Annotated in this window: 15 protein-coding genes and 1 tRNA gene; 10 read left to right on the forward strand and 6 right to left on the reverse strand. The window is 71.5% G+C overall.

Going from position 1 to position 12,992, the window contains the following annotated elements; all coding sequences use genetic code 11:
* Positions 1–29 precede the first annotated feature (29 nt).
* Positions 30–368, reverse strand: coding sequence for a P-II family nitrogen regulator (locus tag F563_RS0112250; protein ID WP_019014971.1), 339 nt, complete (start codon positions 366–368; stop codon positions 30–32).
* A 243-nt stretch (positions 369–611) separates the two neighbouring features.
* On the opposite strand from F563_RS0112250, the gene F563_RS0112255 reads away from it, so the two are divergent.
* The 3 genes from F563_RS0112255 to F563_RS0112265 all read left to right on the forward strand — a co-directional run bounded on the left by F563_RS0112255 (position 612) and on the right by F563_RS0112265 (position 2,724).
* The gene (locus F563_RS0112255) at positions 612–1,811 is read left to right on the forward strand and encodes an aminotransferase (protein ID WP_019014972.1); all 1,200 of its coding nucleotides are present in this window, start codon (positions 612–614) and stop codon (positions 1,809–1,811) included.
* 32 nt (positions 1,812–1,843) lie between these two features.
* Positions 1,844–1,919, forward strand: a tRNA-His gene (locus tag F563_RS0112260).
* Between the two features lie 19 nt (positions 1,920–1,938).
* Positions 1,939–2,724: an SDR family NAD(P)-dependent oxidoreductase gene (locus F563_RS0112265; RefSeq protein WP_019014973.1), complete on the forward strand. Its 786-nt coding sequence runs from the start codon at positions 1,939–1,941 to the stop codon at positions 2,722–2,724.
* Here the strand turns inward: F563_RS0112265 and F563_RS0112270 are convergent, their stop codons facing one another.
* The gene (locus F563_RS0112270; protein WP_026299536.1) at positions 2,725–3,216 is read right to left on the reverse strand and encodes a hypothetical protein; all 492 of its coding nucleotides are present in this window, start codon (positions 3,214–3,216) and stop codon (positions 2,725–2,727) included.
* 56 nt (positions 3,217–3,272) lie between these two features.
* Between F563_RS0112270 and F563_RS0112275 the strand changes: the two genes are divergently transcribed.
* Positions 3,273–4,076 (forward strand): aspartate dehydrogenase, encoded by an 804-nt coding sequence (locus tag F563_RS0112275; protein ID WP_019014975.1) that lies wholly within the window; start codon positions 3,273–3,275, stop codon positions 4,074–4,076.
* A gap of 57 nt (positions 4,077–4,133) precedes the next feature.
* On the opposite strand, the gene F563_RS0112280 is transcribed toward F563_RS0112275, so the two are convergent.
* Positions 4,134–5,084, reverse strand: coding sequence for a calcium/sodium antiporter (locus F563_RS0112280; protein ID WP_019014976.1), 951 nt, complete (start codon positions 5,082–5,084; stop codon positions 4,134–4,136).
* Between the two features lie 159 nt (positions 5,085–5,243).
* On the opposite strand from F563_RS0112280, the gene F563_RS0112285 reads away from it, so the two are divergent.
* Positions 5,244–5,870, forward strand: a complete 627-nt coding sequence (locus F563_RS0112285) for a MarC family protein (RefSeq protein WP_019014977.1) — start codon at positions 5,244–5,246, stop codon at positions 5,868–5,870.
* Positions 5,871–5,959: 89 nt separating this feature from the next.
* Here the strand turns inward: F563_RS0112285 and F563_RS22440 are convergent, their stop codons facing one another.
* From F563_RS22440 to F563_RS0112300, 3 genes are read right to left on the reverse strand one after another with little or no spacing between them, the layout of a single operon-like run.
* On the reverse strand, positions 5,960–6,628 hold the full coding sequence (locus F563_RS22440) for a DsbA family oxidoreductase (RefSeq protein ID WP_019014978.1): 669 nt from the start codon (positions 6,626–6,628) through the stop codon (positions 5,960–5,962).
* Positions 6,625–7,809, reverse strand: a complete 1,185-nt coding sequence (locus F563_RS0112295) for a M20 aminoacylase family protein (protein ID WP_019014979.1) — start codon at positions 7,807–7,809, stop codon at positions 6,625–6,627. Before F563_RS0112295 ends, F563_RS22440 begins: the two co-directional genes overlap by 4 nt.
* A 46-nt stretch (positions 7,810–7,855) precedes the next feature.
* Entirely contained in the window at positions 7,856–9,556 is a 1,701-nt protein-coding gene (locus tag F563_RS0112300; protein ID WP_019014980.1) for a dihydroxy-acid dehydratase, read from the reverse strand.
* Between the two features lie 180 nt (positions 9,557–9,736).
* Here F563_RS0112300 and rplM point away from each other — a divergent pair, with 180 nt between their 5' ends.
* From rplM to F563_RS0112325, 5 genes are all read left to right on the forward strand, one after another.
* Positions 9,737–10,201 carry a 50S ribosomal protein L13 gene (gene rplM, locus F563_RS0112305; RefSeq protein ID WP_026299537.1) on the forward strand — a complete coding sequence of 155 codons (465 nt, stop codon included), beginning with the start codon at positions 9,737–9,739 and terminating at the stop codon, positions 10,199–10,201.
* A 2-nt stretch (positions 10,202–10,203) separates the two neighbouring features.
* On the forward strand, positions 10,204–10,704 hold the full coding sequence (gene rpsI / locus F563_RS0112310) for a 30S ribosomal protein S9 (RefSeq protein ID WP_019014982.1): 501 nt from the start codon (positions 10,204–10,206) through the stop codon (positions 10,702–10,704).
* A 124-nt stretch (positions 10,705–10,828) separates the two neighbouring features.
* Entirely contained in the window at positions 10,829–11,767 is a 939-nt protein-coding gene (gene argC / locus F563_RS0112315) for an N-acetyl-gamma-glutamyl-phosphate reductase (protein WP_019014983.1), read from the forward strand.
* A 126-nt stretch (positions 11,768–11,893) separates the two neighbouring features.
* Positions 11,894–12,445 (forward strand): gamma carbonic anhydrase family protein, encoded by a 552-nt coding sequence (locus F563_RS0112320; protein WP_019014984.1) that lies wholly within the window; start codon positions 11,894–11,896, stop codon positions 12,443–12,445.
* Positions 12,446–12,504: 59 nt separating this feature from the next.
* On the forward strand, positions 12,505–12,984 hold the full coding sequence (locus tag F563_RS0112325; RefSeq protein WP_019014985.1) for a hypothetical protein: 480 nt from the start codon (positions 12,505–12,507) through the stop codon (positions 12,982–12,984).
* Positions 12,985–12,992: the final 8 nt, after the last annotated feature.

The raw sequence follows: 12,992 nt of genomic DNA on the forward strand, positions 1-12,992 counted from the left end.
CCGAAATCTGTGGATGAGCCGACGGGCGGCTAGATCGCCTCCTCGCCGCGCTCGCCGGTGCGGATGCGGATCGCCTCCTCGACCGTGGTGACGAAGATCTTGCCGTCGCCGATCCGGCCCGTGCGCGCCGCGTTCATGATCGCCTCGATCGCGCGATCGACCAGGTTGTCCTGGCAGACGACCTCGATCTTCACCTTGGGCAGGAAATCGACCACGTACTCGGCGCCGCGGTAGAGCTCGGTATGGCCTTTCTGGCGGCCGAATCCCTTCGCCTCGACCACGGTGATGCCCTGCAGCCCGACCTCGTGCAGCGCCTCCTTCACCTCGTCGAGCTTGAAGGGCTTGATGATGGCCTCGATCTTCTTCATCCGCCTCGTCCGCCGCCTGACCCGCGCGCGCCCTCGCGTGGCGCATTCCTGCCTTGCATCGGTTACTTGCACGGGTTGTGCCGCCGCGGCAAGGCCGCCTCGGGCAAGATAGGCGGCCCGACACCGATCGCCCCGGGGCGGGCAAGGATCAGGTGCATCTGCCCAAATTCTGGGCAGTCCTTGCGTGCGCTTCGGGGCGCCGCCATAGTCGCGCCTTCGATCCGGGGGGATGCCGCCAGCGCGATGAAGCCGCACAACACCCTGCTCGCGAACACGGGCACCACGATCTTCACCGTCATGTCCGCGCTCGCGGTGCAGCACGGCGCGGTCAATCTCGGCCAGGGCTTTCCGGACGAGGACGGTCCGGCGGATGTGCGCCGCGCCGCCGCCGATGCGCTGCTGGACGGGCGCAACCAGTACCCGCCGATGACCGGCCTGCCGGAGCTGCGCGCCGCCGTCGCCGCGGCGAACCGGCGCTTCTGGGGGATCGAGGTCGATCCGGCCTCGGAGGTCGTCGTCACCTCGGGGGCGACCGAGGCGATCACCGCCTGCCTGATGGCGCTGCTCGATCCGGGCGACGAGGTGGTGCTGATCGAGCCGCTCTACGACACCTACCTGCCGGTCGTGCGTATGCTGGGCGCGGTGCCGAAGCTCGTGCGGCTCGAGCCGCCGAAATGGGAGCTGCCGCGCGGCCCCCTCGCCGCCGCCTTCGGGCCGCGCACCAAGGCGATCCTGATGAACACGCCGCAGAACCCATGCAGCAAGGTGTTCACCGCGGCCGAGCTCGCCTTCATCGCCGACCTGCTCCAGAAGCACGACGCCTACGCGGTGTGCGACGAGGTCTACGAGCACCTCACCTTCGACGGTTGGCGCCACATCCCGCTGATGAGCCTGCCGGGGATGCGCGAGCGCTGCGCGCGCATCGGCAGTGCGGGCAAGACCTTCAGCCTGACCGGCTGGAAGGTCGGCTACGTCACCGCACCCAAGGCGCTGGCGCAGACCATCGCCAAGGCGCACCAGCTGCTCACCTTCACCACGCCGCCGAATCTCCAGCGCGCGGTGGCGGTGGGGCTCGCCAGGGACGATGCCTATTTCCAGGGTCTCGCCGACGGGCTCGCGGCCAAGCGCGACCGTCTCTCGGCCGGGCTCGCCGCGCTCGGCTTCGGCGTGCTGGAGGCGAAGGGCACCTACTTCATCACCACGGATTTCCGCCCGCTCGGCTTCGCCGGCGACGATGTGGCGTTCTGCCGCTGGCTCACCGAGACCGCGAAGGTGACGGCGATCCCGGTCAGCGCCTTCTATGCCGATGCCGCGACCGCGCCGCGCCACTACGCGCGCTTCGCCTTCTGCAAGCACGACGCCACACTGGACGAGGCCCTGCGGCGGATGCGCACGACCTTCGCCGCGCGCGGGGCCGAGGCGCCGCGGGCGTTGACGGCGTGAGGGTGGCGGGCGTAGGAACGCGGCCCTCGGCGGCGGCCATAGCTCAGTTGGTAGAGCGCCAGGTTGTGGTCCTGGATGTCACGGGTTCGAGTCCCGTTGGTCGCCCCATTCTTTCCCGGATCCCCGCATGAACATCAGCCTTGCCGGCCGCCGCGCGCTCATCACCGGCGCCTCCGAAGGGCTCGGCCTCGCCATGGCGCGCCGCTTCGCGGCCTCGGGCGCCGATGTCGCGATGCTCGCGCGCCGGCCGGACGTGCTGGAGGCGGCCGCCGCCTCGGTGCGCGCGGCGGCGCCCGGGCGCACGATCGTGGCGTTGCCCTGCGACGTCGCGAACGCGGACGCGATCGCCGCCACCTGGCCCAAGGCCGAGGCCGCGCTCGGCGGGATCGACATCCTGGTGAACAACGCCGGCACCTCGAAGCGCGGACCGTTCCCTGCCATCACCGATGCCGAGTGGCAGGCCGATCTCGACCTGAAGCTGTTCGCCGCGATCCGCCTCGCCCGGCTCGCCTGGCCGGGGATGGCTGAGCGGCGCTGGGGGCGCATCCTCAACGTGCTGAACATCGGCGCGAAGGCCCCGCCGGCCGAGGGCGCGCCGACCGCGGTCAGCCGCGCGGCCGGCATGGCGCTGACCAAGGTGCTGGCGAACGAAGGCGCACCCAGGGGCATCCTGGTGAACGCGCTGCTGGTCGGCATCATCGAGAGCGCGCAATGGGTGCGCCGCCACGCCGCCGAGAAGCGCACCATCACCTGGGAGCAGTGGTGCGCCGAGCAGGGCGCTGCCGTGCCGCTCGGCCGGCTCGGTACCGCCGAGGAGTTCGCGAACGTCGCCTGCTTCCTTGCGTCCGACGCGGCGGGCTACGTCACCGGCACCGCGATCAACGTGGATGGCGGACGCAGCCCGGTGGTGTGATCAGCCCTTCAGCATCCCCACCATCACGCTGATCAGGTAGGTCTCCACCCGCTTGCCGAGCTCGGTCATCACCGCATAGTCGCGGCAGTCGGACGGCCGCGCGGGGTCGGAGCGCGCCTCGACCAGCCCAAGATGGGCGAGCCGGCGCATCCCGGCGCGGTACTCGGCATCCAGGCTGCCGCAATAGATCGCGTTCTGGTCCATGTCCAGGAAGGTGCGCAGCACGTCGGCATCCATCGCCGCGACCGCGCGCACGATCTCCTCGTTCGGCTGCGGCAGCGTCTGCGCGCTGACACGCAGCGGGAGGTTACCGAGCCGCACCACCGACGCGCCATCCCCCTGGCCGTGCAGCGCCTGGATGCTCGTGCGGATCGGGTCGAGCAGCAGCACCAGCAGCAGCACCGCCACCGCCGGCCAGCGCAGCGACTTGACGAAGTCGATGAAGGCGATCACGCGATCACCCCCATGCGGGGGTTGGGGGAGCACCGACATGGACGGGTCCTTCCGGCTGGACATGCAACCGAAGGTATAGCGCGAGAGGTTGAGCAATGCTGACTGTGGCGATCGGCGGGCTGGGGGCGATCGGCCTGAAACTGGCGCAGGCGCTGGATGCCGGGGTGGAGGGGCTGCGCCTGACGGCCGTCTCGGCCCGCGACCGCGCCAAGGCGGCGGCCAATCTCGCGGGGTTCAGGGCGCCGCCCGCGATCGTCGGTCTGGGCGAACTCGCCGAGCGCGCCGACATCGTGGTCGAGGCCGCGCCGGCCGCCGTGTTCGAGGAGATCGTCGGCCCCGCGGTCTCGCGCGGGCGGATCGCGGTGGTGTCGTCGGCGGGCGCGCTGCTGCCGCGCATGCACCTGGTCGATCAGGCCAAGGTGGCGGGCGGGCGGATCATCGTGCCGACGGGCGCGCTGCTCGGGCTGGATGCCGTGCGTGCGGCCGCCGAGGGGCAGGTGGAGAGCGTCACGCTGGTCACGCGCAAGCCGCCGCGCGGCCTCGCGGGCGCCCCCTATCTCGACCAGCACGGCATCGACGTGCTGGCGATCACCGAGCCCACGCGCATCTTCGCCGGCTCGGCGCGCGAGGGGGCGAAGGGCTTCCCGGCCAATGTGAACGTCGCCGCCGCCCTTGCCCTCGCTGGCATCGGCCCGGACCGCACCACGCTCGAGATCTGGGCCGACCCCACCGTCACGCGCAACACCCACACCGTGAAGGTCGAGGCCGACACGGTGCGGCTGACGATGACGATCGAGAACGTGCCGTCGGAGGAGAACCCGCGCACGGGGAAGATCACCCCGCTCAGTCTGCTCGCCTGCCTGCGCGGGCTCGTCTCGACGCTGAAGGTGGGCAGCTAGCGCAGATCCCGATCAGGTGGGTTCACCTGATCGGGTGAAGATGCGCGCCGGGAAAGCCTAGCCCCGCACCAGCAGGGCGATGTAGGCGGCATAGCCGGCGAGCATCCCCAGCGCGAGCGCCCGTCCCACCTTGCCCGCGAGCATCGCCGGCATCACCGCCACGGCAGCCGCCAGCATCACCCACATGTCGGTCCGCGCGATCGGCGCCGGGATCGAGACCGGCGCGACCAGGCTCGCCACACCCAGGATCGCGAGGATGTTGTAGACGTTCGAGCCCAGCACGTTGCCCAAGGCGACGTCGCTGTGGCGGCGGAGTGCCGCGACCAGGCTGGTGACGAGCTCGGGCAGCGAGGTGCCGACGGCGACCAGCGTCAGCCCGATCACCACCTCCGAGACGCCGAAGCCGCGCGCGATCGTCACCGCCGCCTCGACCAGCAGATGCGCCCCCAGCACGAGCAGGCCCACGCCGCCCAGCACCATCGTCGCGGCCAGCGCCGCGTTGCGCGGCACCGTGGCCACCTCCTCGGCCTCGGCCGCATGCAGCGCCGCCGAAGGCGTGCCGTTGGCGCGGTCGTGCAGCCACGTGCCCACGGTCAGCATCACCAGCAGGCCGAGGAACGCGACCCCGTGCCACGGCGTCAGGAAGGGCGCGGTCAGCGCGACACCGATGAACAGCCCGATCGCGCCGAGCGAGGCGAGCACGTCGCGCCGCACCGCGCGCGGATCGACCGCGATCGGCGTGATCGCCGCCGCGAGTCCCAGGATCAGCAGCACATTGGCGATGTTGGAGCCGACCACGTTGCCGACCGCGATCCCGTCGATGCCCTTCAGCGCGGCATCGACCGAGACCACCAGTTCGGGCGTGGAGGTGCCCCAGGCGACGATCGTCACACCGATCAGCGCCGGCGAGACGCCGAGCCGTCGCGCCAGCCCGACACCGCCGCGCACCAGCCCCTCGGCGCCCAGAATCAGCGCTACCAGCCCCGAGACGAGCAGAACCCATTCCATCGGATCATCCCTTCGACACATGTCGAAGGGGTCCGACATCGCGCACGGGCGTGCGCCAGAGGGGCCCGGACCCCCGAGCCACGCCCGGAAGTGGGGGGCGGGGGCGCGCCCGTCAACCCGCACCTGACGCCCGGCCGATCGGGCGTGTAGGGTCGGGCCGTGCTGGAGCTGTTCCTCTATGCCTTCGTCGCCTTCGTGGTGATCCTCGACCCGCCCGGCACGGCGGCGATCTTCCTCGGCATGACGCCGCGCGACACGCCGGCGCGACGGCGCGCCCAGGCGCTGAAGGCGTCCTGGATCGCCGCCCTGGTGCTGGTGGTGTTCGGGATCGCGGGCGAGTTCCTGCTGCGCGCGATGGGGATCGGCCTGCCGGCGTTCCAGGTCGCGGGCGGGATCCTGCTGTTCCTGCTCGCCGCCGACATGGTGATGGTGCGCCATTCCGGCCTGCGCGCGACCGAGCGCGAACGTGCCGAGGCCGAGGCCTCCGACCACGACATCAGCGTGTTTCCGCTGGCGATCCCGCTGATCGCGGGGCCGGGGGCGATGACCACCGTGGTGCTGCTGCGCGGCCGCGCGGGCGACGACCCGGCGGCGCTCGCGGCCGTGTTCGGCGCGCTGGCCCTGGGCCTCGCCGTCACCCTTGCCGCCATGCTCGTCGCCACGCCGCTGATGCGCCTGCTCGGCCAGACCGGCGCGGATGTGCTGAGCCGCGTGCTCGGCGTGGTACTGGCGGCACTCGCCGCCCAGATCGCGCTCGACGGCGTGCGGGGGTTCTTCGCGGGCTAGGGCAGATCGCACACGGCCGGACTCAGCCGTGTGCGTGAAGATGCTGGCGGGGAATGACCAGAGCGGTTTTCACTCATGTGGAAACCGCTCTAGCCGGCTGCCGCGATCGCGGGGTGGCGCGCCGCCGCGACCAGGGCATCGGCGATGGTCTCGACCGGCTGCGCGCCGCTGAACAGGAAATGCCGGTTCAGCACGAAGGACGGCACGCCGGTGATGCCGGCGCGGCTGGCCGAGGCCGCCTGGGCGCGCACCTCGTCCACCGCCTCGCCGGAGCGGAGCCGCGCGAGCGTGGCGTCGTGGTCCATCCCGCTCGCGGCGCCGATCTCGGCAAGCACGGCGGCATCGCCGATGTCGCGGCCCTCGTTGAAATAGGCGCGGAACGTCGCCTCGATCACCGCGCGCTGGCGGTCCTGCTCGGCGGCGAAGCGCGCGAGGCGATGCGCGTTGGTGGTGTTGGGCGTGCGCGTCATCAGGTCGTGGCGGAACTCGAGGCCGCACTCGGCACCCGCCGCGGCCACCCGAGCGTCGAGCTCGCGCGACCGCTCGACGCTGCCGAACTTGGCTGCGCGGTAGCTCGCCCGATCCACGCCTTCGGCCGGCATGTCGGGGTTCAGCATGAACGGGAAGAACGAGACCTCGAAGGCGAGATCCGGCTGATGGTCGGCGAGGATCGCCAGCGCCTGGTCGAGCCGGCGCTTGCCGATCCAGCACCAGGGGCAGATCGCGTCCGAGACGACGGTGAGATGAAGTGCGCTCATGAGCCCTTCCCCTCAACCAGGAGTCGTTCCGCCAGGGTGGCGAACCACGAGGCGCCGATCGGCAGCACATCGTCGTTGAAATCGTATTTCGGATGGTGCACGGCCGGATCGTCCTCGCTGCGCGCGGTGCCGAGCATCAGATAGGCGCCCGGCCGCTTCTCGAGCATGAAGGCGAAGTCCTCGCCGCCCATGGTCGGGCGCGGCAGTTCCGCCACACGCGCCTCGCCCTGCACCGCGATCGCCGCCTCGCGCGCGAGCGCGGTGGACTCCGGCTCGTTCACGGTGGCGGGATAGGCGCGGTTGAACTTCGCATCCACCCGCGCGCCGAAGGCACGGCCGATGCCCTCGGCGGTCTCGATCACGCGCCGCTCGATCAGGTCGCCCGCGTCCTTCGTGAACCAGCGCGCCGTGCCGCGCAGCCGCACCACTTCGGGGATGACGTTGTGCGCGTCGCCGCCCTCCAGCCAGGTGATCGACACCACCCCGGCATCCGTGGGTTCCAGGTTGCGCGCCACGATCCCTTGCAGCGCCGTGATGATGTGCGCGCCCACCAGCACCGGATCGATGCCGAGATTGGGCATCGCGCCATGCGCACCCTTGCCTGTGATCGTGATGTCGATGCCGCTGACCGCCGCCATCACCGGGCCGTTGCGCCAGAGGAACGCGCCGAACGGCGCGCGCGGCCAGTTGTGCAGGCCGAACACGCGATCCACCGGAAAGCGCTCGAACAGCCCTTCGTCCAGCATGATCTTGGCGCCGCCGTGCATCTCCTCCGCCGGCTGGAAGATCAGATAGACCGTGCCGGCGAAGTTGCGCGTCTCGGCGAGGTATTTGGCTGCACCCAGCAGCATGGTCGTGTGGCCGTCATGCCCGCAGGCATGCATCACGCCGGGGTTGGTGGAGGCGTAGGGGACACCCGTCTCCTCCATGATCGGCAGCGCGTCCATGTCGGCGCGCAGCCCGATCGCGCCCTTGCCCGGCCGGCTGCCGCGCAGCACGCCGACCACGCCGGTCTTGGCGATGCCGGTGTGGATCTCGTCGACGCCGAACGCCTTCAGCTTCTCGGCGACCACGCGGCTGGTGCGCACCTCCTGGAGCGCGAGCTCCGGGTGCGCATGGAAGTCGCGCCGCCAGGCGGTCATCTCGTCGTGGAAGGCGGCGATGCGGTTGTGCACGGGCATGGCGATCTCCTTGTCGGCGCAGATGTGTGCCCGCCCGAGCGGGGGGTCAACGCAGGAAGGCGAAATCGACCCCCTCGTCGGCCTGGAGCACCTCGCGCTGCCAGAGCAGGTCCCAGCCGCGCGCGGCAGGGGCAGGGGGTGTCCAGGCCGCGCGGCGCGCGGCCAGCGTCGCCTCGTCCACCAGCAGGTCGAGCCGGCGCTCCTTCACCGACAGGCGGATGCGGTCGCCGTTCTGAACCAACGCCAGCGGGCCGCCCTCGGCCGCCTCGGGGGCGATGTGCAGCACGATCGTGCCGTAGGCGGTGCCGGACATACGCGCATCGCTGATGCGGATCATGTCCTTCACACCCGCCCGGGCGAGCTTTCGGGGGATCGGCAGGTAGCCCGCCTCTGGCATGCCGTAGCCCCCTTTCGGCCCGGCGTTCTTCAGCACCAGGATGTCGTTGGGCGTGACATCGAGGGCGGGGTCGTCGATGCGGGCCGCCATGTCCGGCAGGCTCTCGAACACCACCGCGCGCGCCTCGGTCTCGAACAGCGAGGGGTCGGCCGCGGCGCGCTTGAGGATGGCGCCGCGCGGGGCGAGCGACCCGAACAGCGCGACGAGCCCGCCCACAGGCGAGATCGGGGTGTCGAGCGGGCGGATCACCGCCGGGTCGGCGAAGCCCGCCGCGTCGCGCGCCAGCCGCTCGCCGAGCGTCTCGCCGGCGATGGTGGGGGTGTCGAGGTGCAGCAGCGGCTTGAGCCGGCGCAGCACCGCGCCCATCGCGCCGGCAGCGTGGAAGTCCTCCATGTAGCCCTGGCCCGTGGGCTTGAGGTCCACCAGCACGGGGGTCTCATCGGAGAGCGCGTTCAGGCGGTGCAGGTCGAGCGTGATCCCGGCGCGCCCCGCGATCGCGGCGAGATGCACGATCGCATTCGTCGAGCCCGAGAGCGCGAGCAGCACCCGGAGCGCGTTCTCGACGCTCTCCCTGGTGACGAGGGCGCGCGGGCGGATGGGGGTCTTCGCCGTGGCAAGCTGCACCGCGAGCGCGCCCGAGGCCTCGGCCGCGCGCATCCGGTCCGCGTGCACCGCCGGGATCGCCGCCGTGCCCGGCAGCAGGAAGCCGAGCGTCTCGGCGATGCAGGCCATCGTGCTCGCCGTGCCCATCACGCCGCAGGTGCCGGCGGTGGTGGCGAGATTGCCCTCGATCCGCTCGATCTGCGCCGCATCCACCTCGCCGGCGCGGAACTTGGCCCAGAAGCGGCGGCAATCGGTGCAGGCCGAGAGGCGCTCGCCCTCGAACCGGGTCGCCATCATCGGCCCGCCGACCACCATCACCGCCGGCACATTGGCGCTGACAGCCGCCATCAGCTGCGCCGGCACGGTCTTGTCGCAGCCGCCGAGCAGCACCACCGCATCGAGCGGCTGGGCGCGCACCATCTCCTCGGTGTCGATCGCGGCGAGGTTGCGGTAGTACATCGAGCACGGGCTGAGCGAGGGCTCGCACACGCTGATGGTGGGGAACGGCAGGGGCAGCCCGCCGGCCGCCAGCACCCCGCGCTCCACCGCGCGGACGAGCTCGGGGAAGTGGCGGTGGCAGTTGTTCAGCCCCGAGCCCGTGTCGCAGATGCCGACCGTGGGGCGGGACAGCGCCTCGCGGCTCCAGCCCATCGACAGCATGAAGGACCGGCGCAGGTAGAGCGCCATGTCGCGGTCGCCGTAGTTGGAGGTGTTGCGGGCCAGCCCCTTGGGCGTGTCGTCGCTCATGCGTCTCCCCTCGTTCCGCGCCGAGGCTAGGGCCCCGCGCGGCCGGCGGGAAGGGGGCCCGGCGCTTGCGGTATCCTGTTACCTCTCTCGGAAATCGCGCTTTCCGCTTGACCTTGCGGCCGATGCGCCGTATCAGGCCGGCCTCGCGCGGGACGGTCCCGCCGGATGGTATCGGACATGATGAAGACCACACCCTCGCTGAAGCCGAGCCAGGTCCAGAAGACCTGGTGGCTGATCGACGCCGACGGGCTGGTGCTCGGCCGCCTCGCCTCGCTGATCGCGATGCGCCTGCGCGGCAAGCACAAGGCCACCTTCACCCCGCATGTCGACTGCGGCGACCACGTCGTCGTGGTGAACGCCGAGAAGGTGCGGGTCACCGGCAACAAGGCCCAGGACAAGGTGTTCTACTGGCACACCGGCTATCCGGGCGGGATCAAGAGCCGCACGATCGCGCAGCGTCTCGGCTCGAAGCACCCCGAGCGCGTGATCGAGAAGGCGGTGGAGCGCATGATCACGCGCGGGCCCCTCGGGCGCCAGCAGATGCGCAACCTGCACGTCTATGCCGGCACGGCCCATCCGCATGAGGGCCAGTCGCCGAAGCCGCTCGATGTCGCGGCGATGAACCGCAAGAACAAGGTGGCGTGAGCATGAGCGCAGAAGCGGGTCGCGAGACCGTCCGTTCGCTGGCCGACCTGAAGGATCTCGGGGTCGCCGGCACCGTCGCCGCCGAGGCGCCGAAGCGCGAGCCGAAGCGCGACGCCCAGGGCCGCGCCTACGCCACCGGCCGCCGCAAGGACGCGGTGGCGCGCGTGTGGGTGAAGCCCGGCAGCGGCAAGTACGAGATCAACGGCCGCACGGCCGAGCAGTACTTCGCCCGGCCGGTGCTGCGCATGCTGATCGCGCAGCCTTTCCTGGTGGCCGATCGCTACAACCAGTTCGACGTCTACTGCACGGTGGTCGGCGGCGGTCTCTCGGGCCAGGCGGGCGCGGTGCGGCACGGCATCAGCCGCGCGCTGGTGAACTACGAGCCGGACCTGCGCAAGATCCTGAAGTCGGCGGGGTTCCTGACGCGCGATCCGCGCGTGGTGGAGCGCAAGAAGTACGGCCGCGCCAAGGCCCGACGCAGCTTCCAGTTCTCGAAGCGCTGAGGCGCCGCGCCCGGACACGACGCTGCAACAGAGACATGCAGGATGGGGGCGGAGCCGCAAGGTTCCGCCCCTCTTGCTTTCCGGGGCATCCCGCCCCGACAGTGGGGTCACGAAGGAGAACGCCATGGACCCGATCCGCGTGTTCATCGACGGCGAAGCCGGCACCACCGGGCTTCAGATCCGCGAGCGGATCGCGGGCCGACGCGAGATCGCGCTGATCCAGGTCGATCCCGCCCGACGCAAGGACCCGGCCGCGCGCGCGGCCGCGATGGCCGAGGCCGATGTCGCCGTGCTGTGCCTGCCCGATGAGGCCGCGCGCGAGGCCGTCGCGCTCGCCGCCGGGCTGCCGAACGGGGGCCCGCGCATTCTCGATGCCTCGACCGCGCATCGCGTGGCCGAGGGTTGGGTGTACGGCTTCCCGGAACTCGCGCCCGACCAGCCCGCGCTGATCCGCGCGGCGAAGCGTGTGGCCAATCCCGGCTGCTATCCGACGGGGGCGATCGCGCTGATCCGTCCGCTGGTCGATGCCGGGCTGCTGCCGCGCGACTATCCGGTCACGATCAATGCCGTCTCCGGCTATTCCGGTGGCGGCAGGTCGATGATCGAGGCGTACGAGGGCGGCACCGCGCCCGCTTTCGAGCTCTATGCGCTGACGCTCGAGCACAAGCACCTGCCCGAGACCGTGCGCTACACGGGGCTCACGCGCCGGCCGATCTTCGTGCCCTCGGTCGGCAATTTCCGTCAGGGCATGCTGGTCAGCGTGCCGCTGCATCTCGACACGCTGCCTGGTGCACCGAAGGCGGCGGACCTCGAGGCCGCGCTGGTCGCGCGCTACGCCGGCTGCGAGTACGTGACCGTGGTTCCGGCGCAGGGCGCGACGCAGCTCGAACCGCAGGCGCTGAACGGCACCAACCTGCTGGAGCTGCGCGTGTTCGCCAACGAGGCGCGGCGGCACGCGGTGCTGGTGGCGCGGCTGGACAATCTCGGCAAGGGCGCCTCGGGTGCGGCGGTGCAGAACATCGAAGTGATGTTCGGGCTGACGCAGGCAAGAAAAGCAGCATAGACCCGGGGGGCCATTGGCCCCCCGGACCCCCCGCTAGGGCGCCCCTCCCGTTGGTCGGGCCGCGGGCGCAATCTCCGCAGGGGGTTTGGGGGACCAGCGTGGTCCCCCAATACTTTGGAGAACTTGATGCAAGCCCCCCTCTACCCCTTCCGCGGCATCACCCCCACGGTGCACGACACCGCCTGGATCGCCCCCACCGCCGCCGTAATCGGCGACGTACACATCGGCGAGGGCACCGGCATCTGGTTCCACTGCGTCATCCGCGGCGACGTCAACATCGTCCGCATCGGCGCGCGCACCAACATCCAGGACTGCACGCTGATCCACGTGAACCGCGAGAAGTTCCCCTGCCTGATCGGCGACGACGTCACGGTCGGGCACATGGCCATCATCCACGCCTGCACGCTGAAAAACCGCGCCTTCGTCGGCATGGGGGCGATCGTGCTCGACGGCGCGGTGATCGAGGAGGGCGGCATGCTCGCCGCCGGGGCGGTGCTGACGCCGGGCAAGGTGATCCCGCCGGGTGAGCTCTGGGCCGGCGCGCCGGCGCAGTTCATGCGCAAGCTCGACAAGCCGGGCGACCGGTTCTTCGAGCACACCGCCCCGCACTACGCGACCCTTGCCGCCGAGTACCGGCGCGAGTACCGCGCCCTCGCCCTCTCGCGCGCCGCGGAATGATCCCCCGCCGGATCGCTCTCGTCGGCGCGCTCGCCCTCGCAGCCTGTGACGGAGGCCCCGTGGAAACCGTGCAGATTCCCCCCGGCGCGCTGCCGGGCACCGGCGGGACGCTGTTCCAGGCGAGCGAGACCGCGCATCACATGCTCGTCGCCCGGCCGGACCAGCTCATGGACCAGCCCGCCAACGCGGCCTATGCGCTGCTGCTCTACGAGATCGCCACCGTCGAGGCCTCCTCGGGCCGCCTGTCGGATCAGTGGCCTGGGCGGCTGATGCGCGAGGCGCGGCCCGCGGTGCGCGCGGCCGCCGGCCTCGCCTCGGAGGCGACGGCGCAGCAGGTGGTGGACGCCCTCTGGGCGGCCTCGCAGGCGCTGCGCCGCAACGACGAGCCGGGCGCGCGCGCCGCCCTCGTGCCGCCGGCCGCGCTCCAGACCGAGATCGCGCGCGACCGGCTGCAACGCTACACGCTGCCGAGCCAGGGCGTGCGCGCGCTGCGCGAGCTGAGGCTCGCCCTCGAGCGCGAAGCGGGCCCGACGCCGTGAGCGGCGGG

Source organism: Elioraea tepidiphila DSM 17972 (assembly GCF_000378465.1).
Lineage (GTDB): Bacteria > Pseudomonadota > Alphaproteobacteria > Acetobacterales > Acetobacteraceae > Elioraea > Elioraea tepidiphila.

Coding starts and splice junctions, on each gene's coding strand:
- F563_RS0112320 (WP_019014984.1), top strand. CDS start 11,894: ATGCAAGCCCCCCTCTACCCCTTCCGCGGCATCACCCCCACGGTGCAC.
- F563_RS0112255 (WP_019014972.1), top strand. CDS start 612: ATGAAGCCGCACAACACCCTGCTCGCGAACACGGGCACCACGATCTTC.
- argC (WP_019014983.1), top strand. CDS start 10,829: ATGGACCCGATCCGCGTGTTCATCGACGGCGAAGCCGGCACCACCGGG.
- rplM (WP_026299537.1), top strand. CDS start 9,737: ATGAAGACCACACCCTCGCTGAAGCCGAGCCAGGTCCAGAAGACCTGG.
- F563_RS0112270 (WP_026299536.1), bottom strand. CDS start 3,216: ATGTCGGTGCTCCCCCAACCCCCGCATGGGGGTGATCGCGTGATCGCC.
- F563_RS0112280 (WP_019014976.1), bottom strand. CDS start 5,084: ATGGAATGGGTTCTGCTCGTCTCGGGGCTGGTAGCGCTGATTCTGGGC.
- rpsI (WP_019014982.1), top strand. CDS start 10,204: ATGAGCGCAGAAGCGGGTCGCGAGACCGTCCGTTCGCTGGCCGACCTG.
- F563_RS0112275 (WP_019014975.1), top strand. CDS start 3,273: ATGCTGACTGTGGCGATCGGCGGGCTGGGGGCGATCGGCCTGAAACTG.
- F563_RS22440 (WP_019014978.1), bottom strand. CDS start 6,628: ATGAGCGCACTTCATCTCACCGTCGTCTCGGACGCGATCTGCCCCTGG.
- F563_RS0112300 (WP_019014980.1), bottom strand. CDS start 9,556: ATGAGCGACGACACGCCCAAGGGGCTGGCCCGCAACACCTCCAACTAC.
- F563_RS0112250 (WP_019014971.1), bottom strand. CDS start 368: ATGAAGAAGATCGAGGCCATCATCAAGCCCTTCAAGCTCGACGAGGTG.
- F563_RS0112265 (WP_019014973.1), top strand. CDS start 1,939: ATGAACATCAGCCTTGCCGGCCGCCGCGCGCTCATCACCGGCGCCTCC.
- F563_RS0112295 (WP_019014979.1), bottom strand. CDS start 7,809: ATGCCCGTGCACAACCGCATCGCCGCCTTCCACGACGAGATGACCGCC.